This is a genomic window from Pseudomonas sp. FW300-N2F2 (assembly GCF_017351655.1).
Lineage (GTDB): Bacteria > Pseudomonadota > Gammaproteobacteria > Pseudomonadales > Pseudomonadaceae > Aquipseudomonas > Aquipseudomonas fluorescens_AA.
The window spans coordinates 149,135-170,365 of the sequence record NZ_JACNDQ010000004.1 but is presented as its reverse complement, the minus strand read 5'-3'; the positions used below and the strand labels follow the sequence as shown (position 1 = coordinate 170,365).

The following is a 21,231-nucleotide window of genomic DNA, read 5'->3' as shown; positions in this document are numbered from 1 at the left end:
CCCCCGAAGGCTACGATATTTTGCTGCTATAAAAACTTATGCACCTGAACGTGGGTTTTATGTGTTTAGGAAATATGTATAAAAAACATAGTCTTACGACATAAAAGCAACGGATTTCGAAAAAACGGTACACAGGTTATCCACAGATCTCAAACAGCGGCTTGTTCCGTGGGGACTTCCGCGACAGGACCTGGAGGAAGCGAGCCCATCTCCCGTTGTGCCTGTTCATTCCAGGCTTGTACGCGGTCATTGAGCTCGGCGATGGCGCGGGGCCCAGTGCCTTCGGCATACATCGGCGCGCCGATCACCACGGTGATGACGCCTGGTGTTCTGATCCAACCTGCCTTGGGCCAGAATTTGCCGGCATTGTGTGCAATTGGCAGCACCGGCAGGTTCGCGTTCACCGCCAATGCGGAACCGCTGCGGGAAAACTTGCCGATCGTCCCGTAAGGAACACGAGTGCCCTCGGGGAAGATCAGCACCCAGGTGTTGTCCTTGAGCAGTTCGTCGCCCTTTTTCGCCACTTGCTTGAGCGCCACTTTGGGATTGTCGCGATCGATGGCAATCGGGCGCAGCATGGCCATGGCCCAGCCAAAGAACGGTACGAACAGCAGCTCACGCTTGAGGACCTGGCTCAACGGCTCGAAATAGGCCGAGAGAAAGAACGTCTCCCAGGTGCTCTGGTGGTTGGACTGGATCACGCAGGGCCGGTCCGGCACGTTCTCGGCGCCCTTCACTTCATAGCGGATGCCCAGGAACACCTTGCTCAGCCAAAGTGCGCAGCGGCACCAGTACACGTTGATGAAACGGTAGCGCGCCCTGAACGGCAGGAAGGGCGCGATAAAAAAACTCAGGGAACACCACAACAAGGAACTGGTGCCCAGCAGCAGGTAAAAGAGAAAGCTTCTGATGGCCTGCAATATCGACATAGCGGCGTTTACCGTTGCGGGCAATGCCCGCCTGTTCAAGCGCTTCCCGAACAGTCCTTGATCAGGATGTCTTGGGAGCTCTAATTGTGGATAAGTTCAGCGGCAATCGCCGCCAGGTCGTCAAAAATCAAGGTGCCCACCGGGAGGGTCTTGCCCAGAGTCTTCTCGCCTTTCCCGGTCTTTACCAAAACTGGCTGACAATCGACGGCCTTGGCCGCCTCCAGGTCACCGAGACTGTCACCGACGAACCACACACCTGCCAAGGCCACATCGTAATGCGCGGCAATGGTTTTCAACATGCCTGGTTTGGGCTTGCGGCAATCGCAGCCGTCGTCCGGCCCATGCGGGCAATAGACGATCAAGCCGACTTCCCCGCCCTGCTCGGCCACCAGGGCGCGCAGGCGCTCATGCATGGCGTCCAGGACGGTGAGGTCATAATAACCGCGGGCAATGCCCGACTGGTTGGTGGCGACCGCCACCGTCCAGCCGGCCTTGCTCAACTGCGCGATGGCTTCGATCGAACCGGGCAGCGGCAACCACTCCTCCACCGATTTGATGTAAGCGTCGGAGTCGTGATTGATTACCCCGTCCCGATCGAGAATCAGCAGTTTCAAGCGTTACCCCAGCAACGAAATATCGGCGACGCCGAGGAACAGCCCACGCAGACGCGCCAGCAGCGCGTAGCGGTTGGCCCGTACTTTGGCATCTTCGGCGTTGACCATCACCGCCTCGAAAAACGCATCCACCGGTTCGCGCAGTGCCGCCAGGCGCGCCAGGGTTTCGCTGTACTGACGCGCCGCCGCCATTGGCTGGACCGCCTGGTCCGCCTGCTGGATCGCCGAGTACAGGGAAAACTCGTTGGCGTTGTCGAAGTACTTGGCTTCGACGGTGGCCGCGATATTGCCTTCGGCCTTGCCCAGCAGGTTCGATACCCGCTTGTTCACCGCTGCCAGCGCGGCGGCTTCCGGTAATTTGCGGAAGGCTTGCACCGCTTGTACGCGCTGGTCGAAGTCCAGGGCCGAACCCGGTTTCAGGGCTCGCACCGACAGGTAGGTGGCGACGTCGACGCCTTCATCTTCATAACGCGCACGCAGGCGGTCGAAGATGAATTCCAGCACCGCATCGGCCAGGCCGGCAGCCTTGACCTTGCTGCCGAACGCGTTGACGGCGAACGCCACGGCGTCGTTCAGGTCCAGGTCCAGTTGCTTGTCGATCAGGATTCGCAACACGCCCAGGGCCGCACGACGCAAGGCATACGGGTCCTTGCTGCCGGTGGGCAGCATGCCGATGCCGAAGATGCCGACCAGGGTGTCGAGCTTGTCGGCGATCGCCACGGCCGCACCGGTCAGGGTGGTTGGCAGTTCAGCGCCGGCACCGCGGGGCATGTACTGCTCGTTCAGCGCCAGGGCCACGTCCTGCGGTTCGCCATCGTTGAGGGCGTAGTAGTAACCGGCGACGCCTTGCATCTCCGGGAACTCACCGACCATTTCGGTGGACAGGTCGCACTTGGACAGGATCCCGGCACGGGCCGCGCGCTGGGCGTCGCCGCCGATGCGTGGGGCGATGAATGCCGCCAGTTTCGAAACGCGCTCGGCCTTGTCGTAGACGCTGCCGAGTTTTTCCTGGAACACCACGTTGCGCAGGCGCTCGTTGAAGCTTTCCAGGGGCTGTTTCTTGTCTTGCTTGAAGAAGAACTCGGCATCGGTCAGGCGCGGGCGAACGACTTTTTCGTTACCGGCGATGATCTGCTGCGGGTCCGTGCTTTCGATGTTGGCGACCGTGATGAAGCGCGGCAGCAACTTGCCTTCGGCGTCCAGCAGGCAGAAGTACTTCTGGTTGTCCTGCATGGTGGTGATCAGTGCTTCCTGCGGCACTTCGAGGAAACGTTCCTCGAACGAGCACACCAGCGGCACTGGCCATTCCACCAGCGCGGTCACTTCGTCCAGCAGGTTGGCCGGCACGATGGCGGTGCCTTCCTGCAGGGTGGCCAGCTCTTCGGTGCGCTTGCTGATCAGCTCGCGCCGCTCGTTGGCGTCGGCCAGTACGTAGGCGGCACGCAGGTCGGCCAGGTAGTTGGCCGGCGAGGTGATGCGCACGCTCTGGGGATGATGGAAGCGGTGACCACGGGAATCGCGACCGGCTTTCTGGGCCAGGATCGTGCAATCGATGACCTGGTCACCGAGCAACATCACCAGCCACTGGGTTGGACGTACGAACTCTTCCTTGCGCGCGGCCCAGCGCATGCGCTTGGGGATCGGCAAGTCATTGAGGGAGTCTTCGACGATGGTCGGCAACAGGCTGGCGGTCGGCTTGCCCTTGATGCTCTGGCTGTAGCGCAGCTTCGGGCCGCTCTGGTCGATTTCGCTCAGGTCCACGCCGCACTTCTTGGCGAAGCCCAGGGCGGCCTGGGTCGGGTTGCCGTCGGCGTCGAACGCGGCCTGGCGTGGCGGGCCGTCGAGGTTGATGCTGCGGTCCGGCTGCTGGGTCGCCAGGGCGGTGATCAGCACGGCCAGGCGGCGCGGCGCGGCGTACACCTGTTTGGCTTCGTAGCTCAGGCCAGCGGCTTGCAGGCCTTTGTCGATACCGGCCAGGAACGCATCGGCCAGGGTGTTCAGGGCTTTGGGTGGCAGTTCTTCGGTGCCCAGTTCAACCAGAAAATCTTGAGCACTCATTGTGCAGCCTCCAGCTTAGCCAACACTTCATCACGCAGGTCCGGGGTCGCCATCGGGAAGCCCAGCTTGGCACGGGCCAGCAGGTAGGCTTGCGCAACGGAACGCGCCAGGGTGCGTACACGCAGGATGTATTGCTGGCGCGCGGTCACGGAAATCGCCCGGCGTGCGTCCAGCAGGTTGAAGGTATGGGACGCCTTCAACACCATTTCATAGCTCGGCAACGGCAGCGGCTGATCCAGCTCGATCAGGCGCTTGGCTTCGCTCTCGTAGAAATCGAACAGCTCGAACAGCTTCTCGACGTTGGCGTGTTCGAAGTTGTAGGTCGACTGCTCCACTTCGTTCTGGTGGAACACGTCGCCATAGGTCACTTTGCCGAACGGGCCGTCGGCCCATACCAGGTCGTAGACCGAATCCACGCCTTGCAGGTACATGGCCAGGCGTTCCAGGCCGTAGGTGATCTCGCCGGTGACCGGGTAGCACTCGATGCCGCCCGCCTGCTGGAAGTAGGTGAACTGGGTCACTTCCATGCCATTGAGCCAGACTTCCCAGCCCAGGCCCCAGGCGCCCAGGGTCGGCGACTCCCAGTTGTCTTCGACGAAACGAATGTCGTGCACCAGTGGGTCGAGGCCGACGTGCTTGAGGGAGCCCAGGTACAGTTCCTGGAAGTTTTCCGGGTTCGGCTTCAGGACCACCTGGAACTGGTAGTAGTGCTGCAGGCGGTTCGGGTTTTCGCCGTAGCGGCCGTCAGTCGGGCGGCGGCTGGGCTGCACATAAGCGGCGTTCCAGGTTTCCGGGCCGATGGCACGCAGAAACGTGGCAGTGTGGAAAGTGCCGGCGCCTACTTCCATATCGTAGGGCTGAAGTACCACGCAACCTTGCTCGGCCCAGTATTGCTGGAGGGCGAGGATCAAGTCTTGGAAGGTACGCACGGCTGGCGTAGGCTGGCTCACGAAATTCACCTGTTTCTTGGGCTGCGATTTAAAGAGCGGGAGTATACCCGATTCGTTCGTGCGCACGCCCCCTGGAGCCTTATGCCACGCTGCTTTTGGTGTTCTGACGATCCGTTGTACATGGCTTATCACGATCAGGAGTGGGGCACGCCGCTGCGCGATGCGCAGGGTTTGTTCGAGTTGCTTTTGCTCGAAGGGTTCCAGGCCGGGTTGTCCTGGATCACCGTTTTGCGCAAACGCGAGCGCTACCGGGAAGTGTTGTACGGCTTCGATGTGCAGCGCGTGGCGCAGATGAGCGACGCGGAAATCGACGAGCTGATGCTCGACCCGGGCATCATCCGCAACCGCCTCAAGCTCAAGGCCGCCCGTCGCAATGCCCAGGCCTGGCTGGCGCTGGAAGACCCGGTGGCGTTCCTCTGGTCGTTCGTGGGCGGCAAACCCATCATCAACCATTTCAAGGACCGCAGCGAAGTGCCGGCCATCACGCCCGAGGCACTGGCGATGAGCAAAGGCCTGAAAAAAGCCGGGTTCACTTTCGTCGGGCCGACCATTTGCTACGCCTTGATGCAGGCCTCGGGCATGGTCATGGACCACACCCAAGACTGCGACCGCTACGCCGAGTTGGTAAACGGCGGTTAGAATAGCCGGCTCGCAACACGGCCCATACATTCAGGAGTGACCTGTGGATAAGTTGAAAGGCGCCTTGCTGGTCGGCGCTCTGCGGTTGTTTGCGCTGCTGCCCTGGCGAGCGGTGCAGGCAGTGGGCTCGGCGATTGGCTGGCTCATGTGGAAATTTCCCAACCGTTCCCGCGATGTGGTGCGGATCAACCTCGCCAAGTGCTTTCCCGAGATGGACCCGGCCGAGCGCGAACGCCTGGTGGGCCAGAGCCTCAAGGACATTGGCAAATCCCTGACCGAAAGCGCCTGCGCCTGGATCTGGCCGGCCCAGCGCTCCATCGACCTGGTGCGCGAAGTCGAAGGCCTGGAGGTGCTGAAAGAAGCCCTGGCCTCCGGCAAAGGCGTGGTGGGTATCACCAGCCACCTGGGCAACTGGGAAGTGCTCAACCACTTCTATTGCAGCCAGTGCAAACCGATCATTTTCTACCGCCCGCCCAAGCTCAAGGCGGTGGATGAATTGCTGCAAAAGCAACGTGTTCAGTTGGGCAACAAGGTCGCGGCGTCGACCAAGGAAGGCATCCTCAGCGTCATCAAGGAAGTGCGTAAGGGCGGCCAGGTCGGCATCCCCGCCGACCCGGAGCCGGCCGAATCCGCCGGCATCTTCGTGCCCTTCTTCGCCACCCAGGCCCTGACCAGCAAGTTCGTGCCGAACATGCTCGCCGGCGGCAAAGCGGTCGGCGTCTTCCTCCACGCCCTGCGCCTGCCCGACGGCTCCGGCTACAAAGTCATCCTCGAAGCCGCGCCAGAGGCGATGTATAGCACCGACACCGAAACCTCCTGCGCGGCCATGAGCCAAGTGGTGGAGCGCTACGTCCGGGCCTACCCGAGCCAGTACATGTGGAGCATGAAACGCTTCAAGAAGCGCCCGCCGGGCGAGGCGCGGTGGTACTGAAGATCTGTTGCTTCATATGAGTGGGGGATTTGTGGTGAATGCAGGATCTGTGAACACCCAAGTCCCTATGTGGGAGTACCTAATGTGGGAGCCGAGCTTGCTCGCGATGACGGCGGCACACTCAACATCGATGCAAGCAGACCCACCGCTATCGCGAGCAAGCTCGCTCCCACAGTTTTTCCGGGCTGTTTACAGACATTGTGTCCATCATAAATCCCTGGTGGGAGCGAGCTTGCTCGCGATAGTGCCCTAACAGCCGCCACATAACTAACTGACCTCACCCCACGCCATCTCCCCTTCTAAAGCTCGGTCCCCGGCTGTCGATAACCCGATGTATCCGCCAATCATGGACCGATGAAATGGAACTCTCCCTTAGCGCTGCCTCTATTGCACCCGCCAACACCCACCTCACCCGCTCCGATCAGAAGTTGGTCACCAATCCTCCAGCAGGCTCCGTAAAGGAACTGGCAAACGGCGGCCCAGCAGCCATCTACCACCCCAGTGAAGACTCTCAAACCACGGTGGGAACACCGGTGTTTACCGTCACCTGGATCGGTCGATCCCAATCGCCAGATTTCCCGCGATATGCTGCGATCACCGCGGGAGCAAAAAGCACGCTGACCACCTCCTTCGAGACATTCCAATCAACGTTGTCAGCGACCCACCCGGATTTGGCCAGCAAGAAATACGGCTTCACCGTCGAGGCTGACGGCAAGCTGAAAGTGCTCAACTCGGCCGGCCAGCTCAGCAGCTCGGACGCCCAGCGGCTGACGGATCTGCTCAACGAATCCACCGATCTGAAAGCCGCCGCCGTTGCGTTCCGCGACGCCTCCATCGACATGGTCGACGCCGACTCGCCATGGTCCGGCAGCTATCTGGGTCTCTACAACCTGACCAAGGAAAACTTCGCCAGCACCATCGATCTGGCGCCGATGCTCAAGCGCGCCGGCTCGGTGCCGCCCCAGGAATTTTCGGACGGGCTGTTTTTCAACCAGCTGGCGTACAAAGGCGAACGGGCGACGCGAGAGACGGAAGCCGCGATGCTTGAACGGCGTGCTGCGCAGCGATTCAGCGCGCAGGCCTGAAAGCAGGCTCTACCGAATCGTGTGGCGAAGGAGCTTGCTCCCGCCGGGCTGCGCAGCAGCCCTTCCCCATGATCAGCTATGAGCTGGCGGTGTGGTCGGCTTCCTGATGGTTGATTGATCACGAGGAGGCGCAAAGCCTCAATCGTGTCCATGATTAAGGGCCTGCGATATCGGCGACGTTGGGATGGAAAAGCCATCTCTAAATCCTTCGGACTACCGTCCAGTCAGAAATATCGCACTTCCTCTGGTTCATTAATCAAGGAGTCCCCCTCATGAACATCGATTTCACCGGACGTCAGGTCCTGGTCACTGGGTCTACCAGCGGTATCGGTTTCGCGACCGCCAAAGGCTTTCTCGAAGCCGGCGCTCATGTAGTCATCAACGGTCGCAGCCAGAGCAGCGTGGACGACGCATTGCAGCGCCTGGGCACCCTTGCTTCAAATGCCGTCGGTTTTGTTGGCGACCTGAGCAATGAATCAGGCTGCCAGGCACTGATCGCCAAGCACCCCAGCTTCGATATCGTCATCAACAACCTGGGCATTTTCAAACAGGAGGATTTCTTCGAAACACCGGACAGCGAATGGCAACGCTTCTTCGAAACCAACGTGATGTCGGGCGTGCGTGTTTCCAGGGCCTACGCGCAAGGCATGGTCGAGCGCGGTTGGGGGCGGATTGTGTTTATCTCGTCGGAATCGGGCGTGAACATTCCCGCCGACATGATCCACTACGGCTTCACCAAGACCGCCCAACTGTCCATCGCTCGCGGCTTGGCCAAGCGCCTTGCCGGCACGGGCGTGACGGTGAACTCGGTGCTGCCTGGGCCGACGCTTTCCGAAGGCGTTGCCCAGATGCTCCAGGCAGACGTCGAGCGCAGTGGGGAAAGCCTGGAAAAGGTCGCGGCGGATTTCGTCAACGAGCACCGCAGCACCTCGATCATCCAGCGTGCGGCACGCGTCGAGGAAGTTGCCAACATGATCATCTACGCCAGCTCGGAGCAGGCCTCGGCCACCACGGGGGCGGCGCTGCGTGTCGATGGGGGTGTGGTGGATAGCATCGTTTAGGATCCTATGACACAAAAAACGCCGCTTCCTCATGAGAGATAAGCGGCGTTTTTTATTCGTAGATGAAGTGAGTTAGACGGTAACGTGCAAACGGACGTCGACGTTGCCGCGTGTTGCGTTGGAGTACGGGCAGACCTGGTGAGCCGCGTCGACCAGCGCTTGGGCATCGGCTTGATCCAGACCTGGCAGGTTGATGTGCAGGTCGATGTCCAGACCGAAACCGCCAGGGATCTGGCCGATGCCAACGTGTGCCGTGATCGAGGCGTCGGCAGGAATGCTGCGTTTGCTCTGGCTGGCGACAAACTTCAGTGCGCCGATGAAGCAGGCCGAGTAGCCGGCTGCGAACAGTTGCTCAGGGTTGGTGGCTTCACCACCGGCACCACCCAAGGCTTTTGGCGTGGCCAGTTTCACGTCGAGAATCTTGTCGCTGGAAACAGCACGGCCATCACGGCCACCGGTAGAGGTTGCGACTGCGGTATAGAGAACGTTCATGGTGTTTCCTCTTGCTGAATGGGCTGATCGAGTTCTGTTTTGGTCTGCGCTAAATGTTTGTGCGCTAATCAGTTGAGATAAAGTTAACGCTCAAATACTTTGCGCGCAATATAAATTTTCAAAAATTATCACTTTGAATTAACCAGTTGATCTAAAAAGGAATTTATTTTCGGGCCGCGCAGTATCACCCGCCGCGAGGTGAGCCAAGGAGAAGGAGGTGCCAGGGGTCAGTGCCTGCGTAATTGCAGGCCTTTGAAGAGAGGGCGTTCAGGGTTTCTCGATCGTTCTCACGTTCCCGCGTGGGAACGCCGCCAGGGACGCTTAGCGTTCCGCTTCTGGAATGTGACGTAGCGTGGGGGCGATCAAATTCTGGCTAATGATGCGAAGCCAACCCGACTAAGACTAAGCAACAGCCACTCGATTGCGTCCCAGCGCCTTCGCCCGATACAGGGCCTTATCGGCATCGTTCATCAAGCCGTGAAGATCCTTATTACAGACCTCCGTAGACGCGACGCCAAGGCTGGCGGTTATGCAGTGAACAGGTTCGATCATCAACCCCGCAATCGTATCGATGAGCTGTTCTGCAATCTGGGTAGCGACCTCGATGGAGGTGTCCGGAAGCAGAATGGCGAACTCTTCCCCACCCAGCCGGCCATGAATGTCCGTCGCCCGAAACGACGAACTGATGACCAGCCCCATCTCGCGCAAAACCTGATCCCCGACCTGATGGCCATAGGTGTCGTTGATGTGCTTGAAGTGATCCATGTCCAACATGACGGCGCACAACCCTAACCGGTTGGTCTTGCATTCGTCATAAAGCTGCTGGGCATGCTCGAAAAAAGCCCGCCGACTCTTCAGGCCGGTCAGTTCATCGGTTTGTGCGGCGCGGGTTGAAATGCTGTTCGCCTGTTCCATTTCACGAGTAAGACGAAAGGCGACTTCCAGTGCCTGGGACATTTTGTGCGTGGCGCGGGCCGCAAATGCCGCGAACACCAGGATCGAAAGGGCCATGCCGACTTGGATCGGGGACGGTTGAAACAGCAGCCAGACGGTGCATGGAAACAGCACCAGGCCAATGGAGACCAGCGTCATATCGCGGTAGGCGGAGTAGCAGGATACCGCGCTGACGGTCATCCCGACGGTAAAGAGCATGACCAACGCCTGGGACAACAGATCGTCCGCCGGCATGACCACAAACGCACCACCGCCCCAGATGCTGGCGGATAACACCAGCGTGATCCAGTATCGGCGCTCCCAGCGTTGAGGCGTACGCTCACTTTCGGGGCTGCGAAAATAGGCGACGAACATCGCGATACGCAACAGCGTCGATGCGGTCAGGATGGCCAGCCACCAAAGAATAGCGCTGTGCTCAAACCGATCCCAACACAGCCAACTCAACATGATGGCAGCCAGGTAACTGCCGAAAACCGCAGAAACGGATTGGCGAAACAGTTGCTGCAATCGGTCAGTTCGCACCTGCTCGGCTATGAAAAAAGCTTGGCCGTTCCGAGATCTTGGGCCATCCATTTGATCCACCTGATCGTGATGCAACTAAAATGGCGATTGTGGCACCCGGCCACCAATGCAAACAACTGAATTACACCCACGGCCCCAATTGAACAAAACCCCGTGGCGAGGGAGCTTGCTCCCGCTGGGCTGCGAAGTAGCGCCCACCATTCCTACAACCAAACGGCATCATCCGCTTTACAGGATCAGGCTGGAATCAACCCTGCTTCCCGGTAGCTCAAAATCAGATCATCGAACAGGCCGACATCCGCCCGCGTCCGCGCGATTAACTGGGCACCCGCAACAGCGGTGTAAATGGCGCGGGCTCGGCGTTCACATTCTTCTGCGCTACCTGTTCCAGCATCTGCCAGTACCTGGGCGAGCCACGCCACGTTGACGTCCGCAAAAGCCCTGATCTCTCGCGACACTTCATCGGGAAGGTCTTCGTATTCGGCTGCCATGAAGCTGGACAGACAAAGCCTGTTGCCGTCCTCGAGCGACTTTCGAAAAATGGAGGGGTACAGCCGTACACACGCCTTCGGATCGGTATGGGCGGCGCGTATCGCTTCAAGCATGCGCAGCGCGTCCTGCCAGTAGCGTTCAGCAACTGCCGCAGCCAGGCCCGCCTTGCTCGGAAAGTGGTAGTAAATGCTGGCGTTCTTGATGCCCACCTGGTCGGCAATGCTACGGAAATTGATACCGCTGTAACCGTGCAATTGGGCAGCGGCTTTCGCTGCCGCCAAGATGGCTTCTCGAGCATTTTCGTTCACGTTGCAGCCTCGTTTCGAGATTCGACTCACTCAGGTAACGGCGATTCTACGCGCAGATCCGTTTACCTGCCAATTGTCAGGTAGGGGATTGACAGCACTAAATCGGCGGCTCAATCTTTACCTACCAATTGACAGGCAGGTGCTTGAATCATGACTTCCCCACAACAGCGCGTTGATGTTTCCACTGTTCCTACGATGAAAATCTACGATTGGTTCAACGGCCCCTACCCCGCCCGCGTCCGCATTGCGCTGGCGGAAAAAGGATTGCTGCCGAACATCGAATTCGTACCGGTGAATCTCTGGGCCGGCGAGCACAAGAAACCCGAGTTCCTGGCCATCAATTACTCCGGGACACTGCCCGTGCTGGAGCTGAACGATGGGACGCGGATCGCGGAGTGCACGGCGATCACCCAATACTTGGATAGCCTGGACGGTCATCCGACGTTGACGGGTGAAACGCCTGTTGAAAAAGGCATCATCCATATGATGACCAAACGTGCCGAGATCGAGTTTCTCGACGCCGTCAGCGCGTACTTCCACCATGCCACGCCGGGCCTCGGCCCCGATGTCGAGCTGTACCAGAATGCCGAGTGGGGCGCCCGGATGCGCGATAAGGCGATCAGGGGCATGCGCTATTTCGACAACCTTCTCAAAGACCGGCCCTTTGTGGCGGGCGACAAGTTTTCGATGGCCGACATTGCGGTACTGGGCGGCATGATCTTCGCCTCGCTGGTGCAACTCCCCGTGCCTGAAGAGTGCGTGGCGCTTCGAGCATGGCACGCCAGGATGCAGGAGCGCTCCAGCGTCCAGGCATGGCGTGCCATGGTCGAGCGTGGCGCTGCGTAGCACTGATCATGACTCGCCTGCGCCAGGCATGAAAAAGGGCAAGGGCTAATGCCAGTCAGTTAAGGATCAAACGACACAAACCTGTGGGAGCAAAGCTTGCTCCCACAGGTTTGGGGCTTACTGGCATTAGGGCAAGCCCCATGTGCTCATTGCTTACGGGTTACTCGACTTGCGACAGCTTGGCGTCGTCGCAACCGGCAGCACGGCACTCGCGCTCGACAGCTTTGAGTATGACGATACGCGCCTCGGTCTTCTCATTGGCACAGTCCAGGTAGAGCAGGCCATCGTTGGAGCAGGCGCTGTCACGATTTTTGATCCACTGGATTTGAGCCGCTTTCACTTTTTTCTTTTGATCCGGGTTCAGGGCGCTCATGGTCTTCTTGTATTGATCATTGATGTCCTGATCCGACTGAACCATTTTCAGCGACGCGCAATAGGTTCTGTCATAGGCGTTTCTAGGGTTATCGCAGCTCATCGCAGATGCCGATGCTGATGCCATTGCCAGCAATGCCCCAACCAACAAAGACTTGATCACTTACTTCTCTCCCTGAATGCCCTCTATTGATTAGAGGTCGCGGCGGGGAATTTATCATGAGGGTTGTTGAACAATGAAGCAGAACTGCAACGCCCTTGGCCGCCGCGCTGCCGGCGACGGCCTTTCGTTACAACTTTGACTTTCTCGACCAAAGATCGAGGTCGCTGCTGCACGCCGCAACGATGTAGTTCCCACACCAGGAGAATCCGAACGCCCTCACGTGGTCCGTGTAGATCACCGTGCAATCCGCTTGATGACCCTCAATCAGAGTATTTTTGAAGGGTTTGCTCAGAATAAGACTGTTTTCAGGCCAATCCGGGGAAACCAACTCCAGTCCTTCCCCGGCGATGTTGCCGGTTGGCAAGCCACCGCCCTGAATGCCACACAGCGGTATGACTTCATCGGCGATCACGCCAATGCCCTGGCAATGCAAGCCGAGCTCGCTCAAGCCCGCATATTCTTCATAGTCGCGCTCAATTTTTTCTCCTGTGTCGCAGTGCACGACACTCCGACCCGAGCTTGAGACGACCAGCAAGTAGGGACCTTTTTGTGAAAACCCTACCGATAGCAGCCCACCGACGGCTATCGAAGCAATATGAGTCCAACCCTCGGGGTTCTTATCAACAGGGATCTGGTCGATGAGTCGTATCAAGCGCTTTCGATTGTCTTCGCGTAATGAATTCATGAGTGCATTCGGATAGAAAAGGGGCAAGTCTACCCTGCCCTCCACCCCCCCTTTGCGGACCGAAAGACAAGTAGCTACCAGGCATCGAGCGAGGGGCCGGTCAAACATTCGTGGCGAGGGAGCTTGCTCCCGCTGGGCTTTCCTTAACGCCGCATACCTCCGAGCAAAAAAAACGGGCCTGCATTCCCACGCAGCCCCGTTTTTTCACCACCCGATCAGATCAAAACGCCGGCAAAACCGCGCCTTTGTACTTCTCAAGAATAAAAGCCTTCACTTCCGGCGTGTGCAACGCCGCAACCAGCTTCTTCATCGCCTCACTGTCCTTGTCATCCTCACGAGCCACCAGGATGTTCACATACGGCGAGTCACTGCCTTCGATAACCAAAGCATCCTTGGAAGGATCAAGCTTCGCCTCCAACGCATAGTTGGTATTGATCAACGCCAGATCCACCTGGGTCAGCACCCGCGGAATGGTTGCCGCTTCCAGCTCACGGAATTTCAGGTCCTTCGGATTCTCAACGATGTCCTTGGTGGTCGACAGGATGTTGTTCGAATCCTTCAACTTGATCACCCCAGCCTTCGCCAGCAGCAACAGTGCACGACCGCCGTTGGTGGCGTCGTTCGGGATCACCACGTTGGCGCCGCCCGGCAGTTCTGTCAGTGCCTTGTACTTGCTGGAGTACGCGCCCAGGGGTTCCAGGTGCACACCTGCCACGCTGACCAGATGCGTGCCCTTGGCTTTGTTGAACTCATCCAGGTACGGCTGGTGCTGGAAGAAGTTGGCGTCCAGGCGCTTTTCCGCGACCTGTACATTCGGCTGGATGTAGTCGGTGAAGACCTTGACCTTCAGGTCGACGCCTTCTTTGGCCAGGGCCGGTTTGACGAATTCGAGGATTTCCGCGTGCGGGACCGGCGTTGCGGCGACGGTCAGGGTGTCGGCGGCGTGGGCGGAAAACGCTGCGGCGGCAGCGAAGGCAACCAGTAGTTTTTTCATTCAGCTAACTCCTTGTGAGGCGCCTGCTCTCGGCGCCTGCCAGCGAATGGCCGGCTCATGGTTTATTGGCCGCGAGGCCTTATTTTCTAGAAAAATGCACAACCAGTTTGTCGCCCACGGTTTGCAGCACCTGGACCAGCACCAGCAGCAACACCACCGTGACCACCATGACGTCGGTCTGGAAACGCTGGTAGCCGAAGCGGATCGCCAGGTCGCCCAAACCACCGGCGCCGACCACACCGGCCATGGCCGTGTAGGACACCAGCGTAATCGCTGTCACCGTAATCGCTGCAAAAATGCCTGGACGGGCTTCCGGCAGCAAGGCATTGACGATGATCTGCCGCGTGGTAGCGCCCATGGCCTGGGTCGCTTCGATGATGCCGCGGTCGACTTCGCGCAGGGCCGTTTCCACCAGGCGGGCGAAGAACGGTGTCGCGCCGACCACCAGCGGTGGGATCGCGCCGGCCACGCCCAGGGAGGTGCCGGTGATCAATACCGTGAACGGGATCATCACGATCAACAGGATGATGAACGGTAGCGAACGCAGGATGTTCACGATCAGCGACAGCAGCGCATACACACCGCGGGCTTCGAGCAACTGGCGCGGGCTGCAGAGGAACAGCAACACCCCCAGGGGCAGGCCGAGCAGCACGGTGAACAGCAGCGAACCGAACAGCATCAGGAAGGTGTCGCCGGTGGCCAGCCAGATTTCCAGCCAGTCGATGTTGGAGAAGAATGAGCTCAACAGTTCCATTAGCGCAGCACCTCCATGTGGACATCGGCCGCGGTGAAGCGGGCGAACGCCGCCTCCATGTCACCGCCGGTGATGGCGAGGGTCAGTTGCCCGTAGGGGGTGTCTTTGATGCGGTCGATACGACCGGCCAGGATGCTGTAGTCCACACCGGTTTCCCGGGCGACGGTGCCGAGCAATGGCGCGTAGGTCGCGTCGCCCTGGAACGTCAGACGCACGATGCGTCCGGGCACGTGGGCAAAATCGTCGCGCTGTTCGCTTTCGTCGATCTGCTCGTCTTCCTGGACAAAACGCTTGGTGGTCGAGTGCTTGGGGTGCAGGAACACCTCGGCCACCGGGCCTTGCTCGACGATCACGCCGGCGTCCATCACCGCCACTTGATCGCAAACGCGGCGGATCACGTCCATTTCATGGGTGATCAGTACGATGGTCAGTTTCAGCTCGCGGTTGATTTCCGCCAGCAGTTGCAGGACCGAGGCGGTGGTCTGCGGGTCGAGGGCGCTGGTGGCCTCGTCGCACAGCAGGATCTTGGGTTTGGTCGCCAGGGCGCGGGCGATGCCGACGCGCTGCTTCTGGCCGCCGGACAATTGCGCCGGGTACTTCTTGGCGTGGTCGGACAAGCCGACGCGGGCGAGCAACTCGGCGACGCGCTGGTCGATTTCGCTGCGGGACAATTCGCCCGCCAGCGTCAGTGGCAGCGCCACGTTGTCGGCCACGGTCTTGGACGCCAGCAGGTTGAAGTGCTGGAAGATCATCCCGACTTGCTGGCGGAAGCGGCGCAGACCGCTGGCGTCCAGGGCGGTGACTTCTTCGCCGTCGACGATGATCTTGCCGCCAGTGGAGTCTTCCAGGCGATTGATCAGGCGCAGCAGGGTACTTTTTCCCGCACCGGAATGGCCAATCAGGCCGAAGACCTGACCGTTCTCAATCTTCAGACTGGTCGGGTGCAGGGCGGGGATATCCCTACCGGCGACCCGGTAGGTTTTATGGACGTCTTGAAACTCGATCACGTAGCGAACCTTGTGGGGCGCGTTGGAAAAGGATCAGCGGTTAGCCGGGCGCGCATTTTAGCCTGTCCGTATAGAGGTTCTTAGCATTTATTTGCGATCGGACCAGTCATTTGGCAATAACGCGATCAAAGGCCATAAAAAAGGAACACGGCCAAACGGCATCGGTCACTCATTAAGCCACTCGAAAATGCCCGGGTACGGAACCTGCGGTATCGAACCCAAGAGTCCTGGCCTCCGGGATCGCAAAGAGGAGTTATGCCTGATGAGTACCAAAAAGCCCACGGTCAACAAGAGCCAACTGGCCGGGACCGACACCCTGGATCGCGGCAACACCAACGCCAAGCTCGAGAGCCTGGAACAGTTTCGCTCCGACGCCACCGAACAGGCGTTGCGCACCAACCAGGGTGTGAAAATCGCCGACAACCAGAACACCCTCCGCGCTGGTGCCCGTGGGCCTTCGCTGCTGGAAGACTTCATCATGCGTGAAAAAATCACGCATTTTGACCATGAACGCATCCCGGAGCGCATCGTTCATGCTCGCGGTACCGGTGCCCATGGTTATTTTCAGAGCTACGAAGCTCATTCGGCATTGACCAAGGCCGGATTCCTACAAGATCCGAGCAAGAAAACACCGGTGTTCGTGCGTTTTTCCACCGTGCAAGGTCCAAGGGGTTCCGGCGACACCGTGCGGGACGTTCGTGGCTTTGCGGTCAAGTTCTTCACCGATGAGGGCAACTTCGACCTGGTGGGCAACAACATGCCGGTATTTTTCATCCAGGATGCGATCAAGTTTCCCGACTTCGTCCACGCGGTGAAGCCCGAACCTCACAATGAAATCCCTACGGGCGGTTCAGCCCACGACACGTTTTGGGATTTCGTCTCGCTGGTGCCGGAATCGGCGCACATGGTGATCTGGGCGATGTCCGACCGGGCCATTCCTAAAAGCCTGCGGAGCATGCAGGGCTTCGGTGTGCACACCTTTCGCATGATCAACGCCGAAGGCAAAAGCAGCTTCGTCAAATTCCATTGGCGGCCAACAGTCGGTACCTGCTCGTTGGTTTGGGACGAAGCCCAGAAGCTGGCCGGCAAGGATACGGACTACCACCGTCGCGATCTCTGGGAGTCGATCGAGATGGGCGACTACCCGGAATGGGAGTTCGGCGTGCAGATCGTTGCTGAGGAAGACGAGCATAAGTTCGACTTCGACCTGCTCGACCCGACCAAGATCATCCCTGAAGAGCTGGTGCCCATCACGCCCCTGGGCAAGATGGTGTTGAACCGTAACCCGGACAACTTCTTCGCCGAAGTCGAGCAGGTTGCGTTCTGCCCCGGGCATATCGTGCCGGGCATCGACTTTTCCAACGACCCATTGCTGCAAGGTCGGCTGTTTTCCTACACCGATACGCAGATCAGCCGACTTGGTGGGCCGAATTTTCATGAGCTGCCGATCAACCGGGCGATCACCCCGGTGCACAACGGTCAGCGCGATGCGATGCACCGCACCACCATCGACAAGGGCCGCACGTCCTACGAGCCGAACTCCATCGATGGTGGCTGGCCGAAGGAAACCCCACCTGGCCCTGAAGGCGGTGGTTTCGAAAGCTATCCGGAGCGCATCGATGCCTACAAGATCCGCCAGCGCAGTGAGTCGTTCTCCGACCATTTCTCCCAGGCGCGGTTGTTCTACAAGAGCATGAGCGCCCACGAGCAAGAGCACATCATCGCGGCCTACAGCTTCGAGCTGGGCAAGGTAGAGCGTGAGTTCATCCGGGCGCGGCAGGTCAACGAGATCCTGGCCAACATCGATCTGGAACTGGCCGCGCGGGTGGCGAAAAACCTGGGCCTGCCCGCCCCCACCGCCGGCACCGTCGATGTGCCGAAACCCTCGCTGAAGCAATCCCCGGCCTTGAGTCAGGCGAACCTGCTGTCTGGGGACATCAAGACGCGAAAAGTGGCCGTGCTGGTGGCTAACGGCGTTGATGGGGCGATCATCGATGCGCTCAAGAAGGCTTTGAAAGCGAAGGGCGCCCACGCCAAGGTGCTGGGGCCGACTTCTGCGCCAGTGACCACCGCTGATGGGAAAACGCTACCGGTGGATGCGTCCATGGAAGGGTTGCCGTCTATTGCCTTTGATGCGGTGTTCGTGCCGGGTGGCGCGGAGTCGATCAAGGCCTTGAGTACCGACGGCGTGGCCCTGCATTACTTGCTGGAAGCCTATAAGCACCTCAAGGCCATCGCTCTGAATGGCGAAGCGCGGCAGTTACTGGTGTTGTTGAAACTGGAGGCGGATGCGGGGTTGATTCCTGACGTGGATGCTGGCAAGTTCCAGGCGTTCTTCGACGCGATTGCCCAGCATCGGGTGTGGGCGCGGGAGCCTAAGGCGAAGGCGATTCCGGCTTGAGTGTCTGAAAGAGGCTGGTTGCCGGTAGGGCGCTATCGCGAGCGAGCTCGCTCCCACAGGGTCAGGTGTCGATCACTAAACTGTGATCACCCTGGATCCAATGTGGGAGCGAGCTCGCTCGCGATGCTGTTAAGGCTTGCGCGGTGTCAGCACCATCTGCGCCGGCACATTGCGCAGGGTCTGCTTGCGTAGATTCAGTTCAAACCCCGGATCAAGCTTTTTAACCCGCTTGGTCAGCAACGTCGCCAGCCAAGGATAATCATCGGTGCGCGGCGCCTGGATGCTGACGTCGCACTGGTAATTCACCACATCAGCGGCAATGGCATCCAGTTGCCGACGCATTTTCTGGATATCGCCGATATTAAGCGCAACGGTGGTGCTCTCGGCACTCGGGTCGATCACTTTGGCGACCGGTTTGGCTTCGGCGGCCTTGAGGTCGGCCTCGGCTTTTTCCAGGTCGGCCTTGCGGGCTTCGGCGATGGCGGTGTTGACCTCGCCGGTGAGGGCCGGGGCCTTGGGCATCAACGCCCGGGCACGGCTCAGGGCGGTGGCGGCGGCGTTTACGTCGCCTTTTTGCAAGTCGATCTGGCTGCGGCGCAAATACGCCTCGGCCAATTGCCGCTGGTAGGGTTCCAGCGACCGGTCTTCGGGCGACTGGGCTTGCAAGGCGGCCAGCTGGTCTTCAGCGGTGGCCAGCTCATTGCTGGCCAGGCTTTGCTCAAGCTGCGCGATGGCCGGGCCCCGCGTATCGGGAGCCTGGGTGACCGGCGGTGTACTCTGGCAAGCGCCCAGCAGCAGGGAAAATGCGACAAGGAGCAGATAACGGGAGGCGAACGGCTTCATTCCTGCGACTCTCTATTTGCGCAAAAAGCGAGCAAGTCTACACCCCTCGACGAGGCAGGACAAAACTCAGCAGAAACAACGCCGCGGCGCTGACCACGATCGATGGCCCGGCCGGGGTGTCCTTGAACCAGGAAAGTGCCAGGCCGCCACATACCGCGAGCATGCCCAGCAGGCTCGCGCCGAGCGCCATCTGCTCGGGCGAGCGGGCGTGACGCTGTGCCGCAGCCGCCGGGATGATCAGCAATGACGTAATCAGCAACACACCGACGATTTTCATCGCCACGGCGATGACCACCGCAATCAGCAGCATCAGCGCCAGTCGCAAACCCAGTACAGGCAAGCCTTCGACCCGGGCCAGCTCTTCGTGCACGGTGACGGCCAGCAATGGCCGCCAGAGCGCCACCAGCAACAGCAGCACCGCCGCGCTACCGCCCAGGATCCACGACAGGTCCGTCGGACTGATCGCCAGCAGGTCGCCGAACAGATAGGCCATCAGGTCGATGCGCACGTCATGCATGAAGCTCAGCACCACCAGCCCGAGGGACAAGGTGCTCGGCGCGAGGATGCCCAGCAACGTGTCGGACGCCAGCGGCTGGCGGTGTTGCAGGGTCACCAGGACCACCGCCAGCAACAGGCAACCAACAGTCACTGCTACCGCCGGGCTGACATCCAGCAGAAACCCCAAGGCCACGCCGAGCAATGCGGCGTGGGACAAGGTGTCGCCGAAATAGGCCATGCGCCGCCAGACCACGAACGAACCCAGGGGGCCGGCGACCAGGGCGAGTGCCAGGCCTGCGAGCAGGGCGTACAACAGAAAATCAGCCATGCTTGCAGCCATCTCCATGAACATGATTGGAAGCGGAAGGGGCGCTGACCACCGAGCCATGCAGGTCATGGGCGTGGTCATGGTGGTGGTGATAAATCGCCAGGCTTTGTGCGTTTTTTCCGAACAGCTCGACAAAGGCCGGATCGCCGCTGACCTGCTCGGGATGCCCGGAACAGCAGACGTGGCGGTTGAGGCAGACCACCTGGTCGGTGGTGCTCATCACCAGGTGCAGGTCGTGGGACACCATCAGCACGCCGCAGCCATGGCGGTCGCGCAGGCGGGTGATCAGGCTGTACAGCTCGGCTTGGCCGGCCACATCGACCCCTTGCACCGGCTCGTCGAGCACCAACAATTCAGGCTCGCGCAGCAGGGCGCGGGCCAGCAGCACGCGTTGCATCTCGCCCCCGGAGACACTTTGCACCGGGCTGTCGATCACCTGTTCGGCACCGACTTCGTTGAGCGCGGCCAAGGCCCGTGCGCGGTCCACGCCAGGCACCAGGCGCAGGAAGCGCAGCACGGACAGTGGCAGCGTCGGATCGACGTGAAGTTTTTGCGGCATATAGCCGACGCGCAACCTGGGCTTGCGCCAGACGCTGCCGCTGTCGGGCTTGAGCAAACCCAACACGGCGCGCACCAGGGTGGTCTTGCCGGCTCCATTGGGGCCGATCAGGGTCACGATCTGCCCCGGCTCGACGCTCAGGTGAATGTTGTCCAGCACGTTCTGCCCGGCGAACGTTACGGCCACCTGCTCGAGACGGATCAACGCATTGCTCATCAGGCCCCCTGGCAGCCGGAGCAGAGACCGACCACTTCAACGGTCTGGGTGTCGACCACGAAGCCGACATCCTGGGCGCTGGCGATGATGGCATCGCTGATGGACTTCTGTTCCAGCTCGATGGCGGCGTGGCATTCGCGGCAGATCAGGAACTGGCCCTGGTGGGCGTGCTCCGGATGGTTGCAGCCGACGAAGGCGTTCAGCGACGAAATGCGATGCACCAGGCCATTTTCCAAGAGGAAATCCAGCGCCCGATAGACCGTTGGCGGCGCGGCACGGCGCCCGTCCTGTTCGCTGAGCACGGCCAGGATGTCGTAGGCGCCCAGCGGCTTGTGGCTTTGCCAGACCAATTCCAGCACGCGCCGACGCAGGGCGGTCAGGCGCAACCCTTGGCGCGCGCAGATGGCGTCGGCCTCGGACAGCGCGGTGTGCACGCAGTGGGAGTGATCGTGGGGACGACTGGCAAGGGGCGTAATAGGCATGGGCAGCGACGAGTTTAGTGAGAGACGTTATTATGTTACCCGTTCTCG

At 60.0% G+C, this 21,231-nt stretch carries 22 protein-coding genes; 6 read left to right on the top strand and 16 right to left on the bottom strand.

Features of this window, described 5'->3' with window-relative positions:
* Positions 1 to 149 precede the first annotated feature (149 nt).
* The 4 genes from J4E63_RS27440 to glyQ form a co-directional block, all read right to left on the bottom strand.
* Positions 150 to 929 (bottom strand): 1-acyl-sn-glycerol-3-phosphate acyltransferase, encoded by a 780-nt coding sequence (locus J4E63_RS27440; RefSeq protein WP_207283891.1) that lies wholly within the window; start codon positions 927 to 929, stop codon positions 150 to 152.
* Between the two features lie 80 nt (positions 930 to 1,009).
* On the bottom strand, positions 1,010 to 1,543 hold the full coding sequence (gmhB, locus tag J4E63_RS27435; protein WP_060739901.1) for a D-glycero-beta-D-manno-heptose 1,7-bisphosphate 7-phosphatase: 534 nt from the start codon (positions 1,541 to 1,543) through the stop codon (positions 1,010 to 1,012).
* Between the two features lie 3 nt (positions 1,544 to 1,546).
* The gene (glyS, locus tag J4E63_RS27430) at positions 1,547 to 3,601 is read right to left on the bottom strand and encodes a glycine--tRNA ligase subunit beta (protein WP_060739900.1); all 2,055 of its coding nucleotides are present in this window, start codon (positions 3,599 to 3,601) and stop codon (positions 1,547 to 1,549) included.
* On the bottom strand, positions 3,598 to 4,551 hold the full coding sequence (gene glyQ, locus J4E63_RS27425) for a glycine--tRNA ligase subunit alpha (protein ID WP_003177094.1): 954 nt from the start codon (positions 4,549 to 4,551) through the stop codon (positions 3,598 to 3,600). Before glyQ ends, glyS begins: the two co-directional genes overlap by 4 nt.
* Before the next feature lie 81 nt (positions 4,552 to 4,632).
* Here glyQ and J4E63_RS27420 point away from each other — a divergent pair, with 81 nt between their 5' ends.
* From J4E63_RS27420 to J4E63_RS27405, 4 genes are all read left to right on the top strand, one after another.
* Positions 4,633 to 5,190 carry a DNA-3-methyladenine glycosylase I gene (locus J4E63_RS27420; protein ID WP_060739899.1) on the top strand — a complete coding sequence of 186 codons (558 nt, stop codon included), beginning with the start codon at positions 4,633 to 4,635 and terminating at the stop codon, positions 5,188 to 5,190.
* Positions 5,191 to 5,233: 43 nt separating this feature from the next.
* A complete protein-coding gene (locus tag J4E63_RS27415; protein ID WP_207283890.1) occupies positions 5,234 to 6,121 on the top strand; it encodes a lysophospholipid acyltransferase in 888 nt (295 codons plus the stop codon).
* A gap of 359 nt (positions 6,122 to 6,480) precedes the next feature.
* Positions 6,481 to 7,206 carry a hypothetical protein gene (locus J4E63_RS27410; protein ID WP_207283889.1) on the top strand — a complete coding sequence of 242 codons (726 nt, stop codon included), beginning with the start codon at positions 6,481 to 6,483 and terminating at the stop codon, positions 7,204 to 7,206.
* Positions 7,207 to 7,478: 272 nt separating this feature from the next.
* Positions 7,479 to 8,267: an SDR family NAD(P)-dependent oxidoreductase gene (locus J4E63_RS27405; protein ID WP_103310553.1), complete on the top strand. Its 789-nt coding sequence runs from the start codon at positions 7,479 to 7,481 to the stop codon at positions 8,265 to 8,267.
* A 72-nt stretch (positions 8,268 to 8,339) separates the two neighbouring features.
* Here the strand turns inward: J4E63_RS27405 and J4E63_RS27400 are convergent, their stop codons facing one another.
* The 3 genes from J4E63_RS27400 to J4E63_RS27390 form a co-directional block, all read right to left on the bottom strand.
* On the bottom strand, positions 8,340 to 8,759 hold the full coding sequence (locus tag J4E63_RS27400) for an organic hydroperoxide resistance protein (RefSeq protein ID WP_003196182.1): 420 nt from the start codon (positions 8,757 to 8,759) through the stop codon (positions 8,340 to 8,342).
* Positions 8,760 to 9,161: 402 nt separating this feature from the next.
* On the bottom strand, positions 9,162 to 10,286 hold the full coding sequence (locus J4E63_RS27395) for a diguanylate cyclase (RefSeq protein WP_207283888.1): 1,125 nt from the start codon (positions 10,284 to 10,286) through the stop codon (positions 9,162 to 9,164).
* 185 nt (positions 10,287 to 10,471) lie between these two features.
* The gene (locus J4E63_RS27390; RefSeq protein WP_060739893.1) at positions 10,472 to 11,035 is read right to left on the bottom strand and encodes a TetR/AcrR family transcriptional regulator; all 564 of its coding nucleotides are present in this window, start codon (positions 11,033 to 11,035) and stop codon (positions 10,472 to 10,474) included.
* 150 nt (positions 11,036 to 11,185) lie between these two features.
* Here J4E63_RS27390 and J4E63_RS27385 point away from each other — a divergent pair, with 150 nt between their 5' ends.
* Entirely contained in the window at positions 11,186 to 11,881 is a 696-nt protein-coding gene (locus tag J4E63_RS27385; RefSeq protein WP_207283887.1) for a glutathione S-transferase, read from the top strand.
* A gap of 160 nt (positions 11,882 to 12,041) precedes the next feature.
* On the opposite strand, the gene J4E63_RS27380 is transcribed toward J4E63_RS27385, so the two are convergent.
* From J4E63_RS27380 to J4E63_RS27360, 5 genes are all read right to left on the bottom strand, one after another.
* Complete coding sequence (locus J4E63_RS27380) at positions 12,042 to 12,416, bottom strand: lysozyme inhibitor LprI family protein (protein WP_033062452.1); 375 nt, start codon at positions 12,414 to 12,416, stop codon at positions 12,042 to 12,044.
* Between the two features lie 127 nt (positions 12,417 to 12,543).
* Positions 12,544 to 13,101 (bottom strand): hypothetical protein, encoded by a 558-nt coding sequence (locus J4E63_RS27375; RefSeq protein WP_207283886.1) that lies wholly within the window; start codon positions 13,099 to 13,101, stop codon positions 12,544 to 12,546.
* Positions 13,102 to 13,321: 220 nt separating this feature from the next.
* A complete protein-coding gene (locus J4E63_RS27370) occupies positions 13,322 to 14,095 on the bottom strand; it encodes a MetQ/NlpA family ABC transporter substrate-binding protein (RefSeq protein ID WP_063323628.1) in 774 nt (257 codons plus the stop codon).
* 79 nt (positions 14,096 to 14,174) lie between these two features.
* Positions 14,175 to 14,849, bottom strand: a complete 675-nt coding sequence (locus tag J4E63_RS27365; RefSeq protein WP_003196204.1) for a methionine ABC transporter permease — start codon at positions 14,847 to 14,849, stop codon at positions 14,175 to 14,177.
* Complete coding sequence (locus J4E63_RS27360) at positions 14,849 to 15,856, bottom strand: methionine ABC transporter ATP-binding protein (protein WP_207283885.1); 1,008 nt, start codon at positions 15,854 to 15,856, stop codon at positions 14,849 to 14,851. Before J4E63_RS27360 ends, J4E63_RS27365 begins: the two co-directional genes overlap by 1 nt.
* Before the next feature lie 262 nt (positions 15,857 to 16,118).
* Between J4E63_RS27360 and katE the strand changes: the two genes are divergently transcribed.
* A complete protein-coding gene (katE, locus tag J4E63_RS27355; protein ID WP_207283884.1) occupies positions 16,119 to 18,257 on the top strand; it encodes a catalase HPII in 2,139 nt (712 codons plus the stop codon).
* 129 nt (positions 18,258 to 18,386) lie between these two features.
* On the opposite strand, the gene J4E63_RS27350 is transcribed toward katE, so the two are convergent.
* Genes J4E63_RS27350 through zur form a run of 4 tightly spaced genes read right to left on the bottom strand, consistent with a single transcriptional unit; the run spans position 18,387 to position 21,183 of the window.
* On the bottom strand, positions 18,387 to 19,100 hold the full coding sequence (locus J4E63_RS27350; protein WP_207283883.1) for a PA5502 family lipoprotein: 714 nt from the start codon (positions 19,098 to 19,100) through the stop codon (positions 18,387 to 18,389).
* Between the two features lie 37 nt (positions 19,101 to 19,137).
* Positions 19,138 to 19,926 carry a zinc ABC transporter permease subunit ZnuB gene (gene znuB, locus J4E63_RS27345; RefSeq protein ID WP_003196213.1) on the bottom strand — a complete coding sequence of 263 codons (789 nt, stop codon included), beginning with the start codon at positions 19,924 to 19,926 and terminating at the stop codon, positions 19,138 to 19,140.
* Positions 19,919 to 20,701 carry a zinc ABC transporter ATP-binding protein ZnuC gene (gene znuC / locus J4E63_RS27340; RefSeq protein ID WP_060739886.1) on the bottom strand — a complete coding sequence of 261 codons (783 nt, stop codon included), beginning with the start codon at positions 20,699 to 20,701 and terminating at the stop codon, positions 19,919 to 19,921. Before znuC ends, znuB begins: the two co-directional genes overlap by 8 nt.
* Positions 20,701 to 21,183: a Fur family transcriptional regulator gene (gene zur / locus J4E63_RS27335; protein WP_207283882.1), complete on the bottom strand. Its 483-nt coding sequence runs from the start codon at positions 21,181 to 21,183 to the stop codon at positions 20,701 to 20,703. Before zur ends, znuC begins: the two co-directional genes overlap by 1 nt.
* Positions 21,184 to 21,231: the final 48 nt, after the last annotated feature.